General features: G+C 67.8%; 5 protein-coding genes. All 5 read left to right on the top strand.

The features are described from left to right. Window positions 1-1,228, top strand: a 1,228-nt coding sequence (locus tag AC6EI8_RS25170; RefSeq protein WP_498383217.1) for a chemotaxis protein CheW, incomplete at its 5' end; no start/stop codon positions are given. 34 nt (window positions 1,229-1,262) lie between these two features. Beyond that, the gene (locus tag AC6EI8_RS25165; RefSeq protein WP_149319447.1) at window positions 1,263-1,757 is read left to right on the top strand and encodes a chemotaxis protein CheW; all 495 of its coding nucleotides are present in this window, start codon (window positions 1,263-1,265) and stop codon (window positions 1,755-1,757) included. 115 nt (window positions 1,758-1,872) lie between these two features. Beyond that, window positions 1,873-2,772: a CheR family methyltransferase gene (locus AC6EI8_RS25160; RefSeq protein WP_498383215.1), complete on the top strand. Its 900-nt coding sequence runs from the start codon at window positions 1,873-1,875 to the stop codon at window positions 2,770-2,772. Continuing rightward, window positions 2,772-3,419: a chemoreceptor glutamine deamidase CheD gene (cheD, locus tag AC6EI8_RS25155; RefSeq protein WP_006579681.1), complete on the top strand. Its 648-nt coding sequence runs from the start codon at window positions 2,772-2,774 to the stop codon at window positions 3,417-3,419. Before AC6EI8_RS25160 ends, cheD begins: the two co-directional genes overlap by 1 nt. 22 nt (window positions 3,420-3,441) lie before the next feature. Further along, a partial coding sequence (locus AC6EI8_RS25150; RefSeq protein WP_498383214.1) for a response regulator occupies window positions 3,442-3,797 on the top strand: 356 nt, incomplete at its 3' end.

The raw sequence follows: 3,797 nt of genomic DNA, 5'->3' as shown, positions 1-3,797 counted from the left end.
GGACAAGGAGCGCGCCAAGGCCAGCGCCGCGGCCGCCCATCAGGAATCCGGCTCGATCCGCGTGCCGACCGAGAAGGTCGACCAGATCATCAACCTGGTCGGCGAACTGGTGATCACGCAGTCGATGCTGGCGCAGACCGCGTCGTCGCTCGACCCGGTGCTGTTCGACCGCCTGTTCTCCGGCATGGGCCAGCTCGAGCGCAATGCGCGCGATCTGCAGGAAGCGGTGATGTCGATCCGCATGATGCCGATGGACTATGTGTTCTCGCGCTTCCCGCGCCTGGTGCGCGACCTGGCCGCCAAGCTCGGCAAGCAGATCGACCTGGTGACCTTCGGCAAGGCCACCGAACTGGACAAGAGCCTGATCGAGCGGATCATCGACCCGCTGACCCACCTGGTGCGCAACAGCCTGGACCACGGCATCGAGACGCCCGACAAGCGCGTCGCCGCGGGCAAGGATCCGACCGGCCAGCTGATCCTGTCGGCGCAGCACCACGGCGGCAACATCGTGATCGAGGTCAGCGACGACGGCGGCGGCCTGCGCCGCGACAAGATCCTGGCCAAGGCGATGCAGAACGGCCTGCCGGTGTCGGAGAGCATGAGCGACGAGGAAGTGTGGCAGCTGATCTTCGCGCCGGGATTCTCGACTGCCGAGGCGGTCACCGACCTGTCCGGCCGCGGCGTCGGCATGGACGTGGTCAAGCGCAACATCCAGGAGATGGGCGGCCATGTCGAGATCAGCTCGCGCCCGGGCAACGGCACCACCACCCGCATCGTGCTGCCGCTGACGCTGGCGATCCTCGACGGCATGTCGGTCAAGGTCGGCGAGGAGACCTTCATCCTGCCGCTGAACTGCGTGATGGAGTCGCTGCAGCCGAAGGCCGACGACGTGCGCACCGCCGCCAATACCGAGCGGGTGATGCACGTGCGCGGCGAATACCTGCCGCTGCTGGAGCTGCACCGCGTCTTCAACGTCGAGAACGCCGTACAGGAGCCGACCCAGGGCATCGCCATCATCCTGCAGGCCGAAGGCAAGCGTTTCGCGCTGCTGGTCGACCAGCTGATCGGCCAGCACCAGGTCGTGCTGAAGAACCTGGAGACCAACTACCGCAAGGTGCCGGGCATCTCGGCCGCGACCATCCTGGGCGACGGCAGCGTGGCGCTGATCGTCGACGTCGCCGCGCTGCAGCGCACCGGCGTGCGGCGCCAGGAGCCGGCGCTGGCTTGAGGCGAAGGCAAGAATCAACAAGGAGCAACACATCATGGCCGGCATCGGACATAGCGACACCCCCGGAAGCGAGGCGGCGGGCCAGGAGTTCCTGGTGTTCACGCTGGGCTCCGAGGAATACGGCATCGACATCCTGAAGGTGCAGGAGATCCGCAGCTACGACGGCGTGACGCGGATCGCCAATGCGCCGGACTTCATCAAGGGCGTGACCAACCTGCGCGGCGTGATCGTGCCGATCGTCGACCTGCGCATGAAGTTCCGCCTGGGCAACGTCAAGTACGACCACCAGACCGTCGTCATCATCCTGAACATCGCCGGCCGCGTGGTCGGCATCGTGGTCGATGGCGTGTCGGACGTGCTGACGCTGACCGGCGAGGCGATCAAGCCGGCGCCGGAGTTCGGCGTGTCGGTGTCGACCGAGCACCTGACCGGCCTGGCGACCGTCGAAGGCCGCATGCTGATCCTGCTCGACATCGAACGGATGATGACCAGCCCCGAGATGGCCCTGATCGAGGGCGAGGTCGCCTGAGCGGGCCCGGGCCGTTGCTGGCCCGCCGCTCGGGTTCGCCAGCCCTTCGCTTCATCAGGATCCCGCCGCCGTACCGCAGCCAACTTCGTCCCACCCTCGTCGATCCACCGCAGACATGACGCCGCATCGAACCCCCGCTCCCCGCGCCGCGGCCCCCGCCATGCCGCTCGCCACGCTGCGGGACGACGCGCGCGACTTCCTGCTGACCGACCGCGACTTCGACAAGGTGCGCGTGCTGATCCACCGCCGCGCCGGCATTTCGCTCGGCGCGCAGAAGCGCGAGATGGTCTACAGCCGGCTGGCACGCCGGCTGCGCGCGCTGCATCTGAACGACTTCGCCAGCTACCTGGCGCTGCTGGAGGGCGACGAGTATTCCGGCGAGTGGGAATTCTTCACCAACGCGCTGACCACCAACCTGACCTCGTTCTTCCGCGAGGCGCACCACTTTCCGCTGCTGGCCGAGCATGCCAAGCGGATCGGCCGGCCGTATTCGGTCTGGTGCGCGGCGGCATCGACCGGCGAGGAACCGTATTCGATCGCGATCACGCTGGCCGAGGCGCTCGGCGAGCGCGCCGCGACGGTGCTGGCCACCGACATCGACACCCAGGTGCTGGCCAAGGCGCGTACCGGCGTCTATTCGGCCGAACAGGTCGCGCGGCTGTCGCAAGAACGGCTCAAGCGCTTCTTCCTGAAAGGCACCGGGCAGCGTGCCGGCCAGGTCAAGGTCAAGCCCGAGCTGGCTTCGACGATCGCCTTCGAACCGCTGAACCTGCTGGCGCCAGACTGGGGCATCCGCGAGCGCTTCGATGCGATCTTCTGCCGCAACGTGATGATCTATTTCGACAAGCCGACCCAGGGCCGCATCCTGGAGCGCTTCGTCCCGCTGCTCAAGCCGCATGGCCTGCTGTTCGCCGGCCATTCGGAGAACTTCTCCTACGTGACGCGCGCCTTCCAGCTGCGCGGGCAGACCGTCTACGAACTGGCGCCGGGCGCGGCCAGGGCCGGAGCCGCCTGATGCAGACGCCGCACCTGCCGGAGGCGATCGCCACCCGCACCTACTTCGACCGCGAGTTCGGCAAGCAGGCCATCAAGCTGCTGCCCAACGAGTACTACGTCACGCGCGACGACGTGGTGCTGACCACGGTGCTCGGCTCCTGCGTGGCCGCCTGCATCCGCGACGAGAAGGCCGGCGTCGGCGGCATGAACCACTTCATGCTGCCGGACGACGAGAACGCCGGGCCCGACCGCGTGCTGTCGGCGTCCATGCGCTACGGCTGCTATGCGCTCGAGGTGCTGATCAACGAGCTGCTGAAGATGGGCGCGCGCCGCGAGCGGCTCGAGGCCAAGGTGTTCGGCGGCGGCGCGGTGCTGGCCAACATGACCACGCTGAACATCGGCGACCGCAACGCCGAGTTCGTGCTGCGCTATCTGAAGACCGAGGAGATCCGGGTCGCGGCGCAGGACCTGCGCGGACCGCACGCGCGCCGGGTCAGCTATTTCCCGCAGACGGGCCTGGCGCTGGTGCGCCGGCTGACGCGCCAGGACGACCAGGCGGTCGTCGAACGCAGCGAGCGCGCGCTGGCGCGCGCCATTTCCGCGACGCCGGTACGCGGCGGCGTCGAGCTGTTCGGGCGGCGCGGCGCCGCTTCCACCGTTTCCTGAATTCGAAGGACCCGTTTTCGACATGACCGCCGCCGCCAAGATCAAGGTGCTCTGCGTGGACGACTCCGCGCTGATCCGCAGCCTGATGACGGAGATCATCAACAGCCAGCCCGACATGGAGGTGGTCGGCACCGCGCCGGACCCGCTGGTCGCGCGCGAGATGATCAAGCGCCTGAACCCCGATGTGCTGACGCTGGACGTCGAAATGCCGCGCATGGACGGCCTCGATTTCCTCGAGCGGCTGATGCGGCTGCGGCCGATGCCGGTGTTGATGGTGTCCTCGCTGACCGAGCGCGGGTCCGAGATCACGATGCGCGCGCTGGAACTGGGCGCGGTGGACTTCATCACCAAGCCCAAGCTCGGCATCCGCGACGGCCT

This window comes from Cupriavidus sp. R6-3, assembly GCF_059772245.1.
Note: the sequence above shows the minus strand (reverse complement) of the source record. Positions and strands in the feature narration are given on the sequence as shown.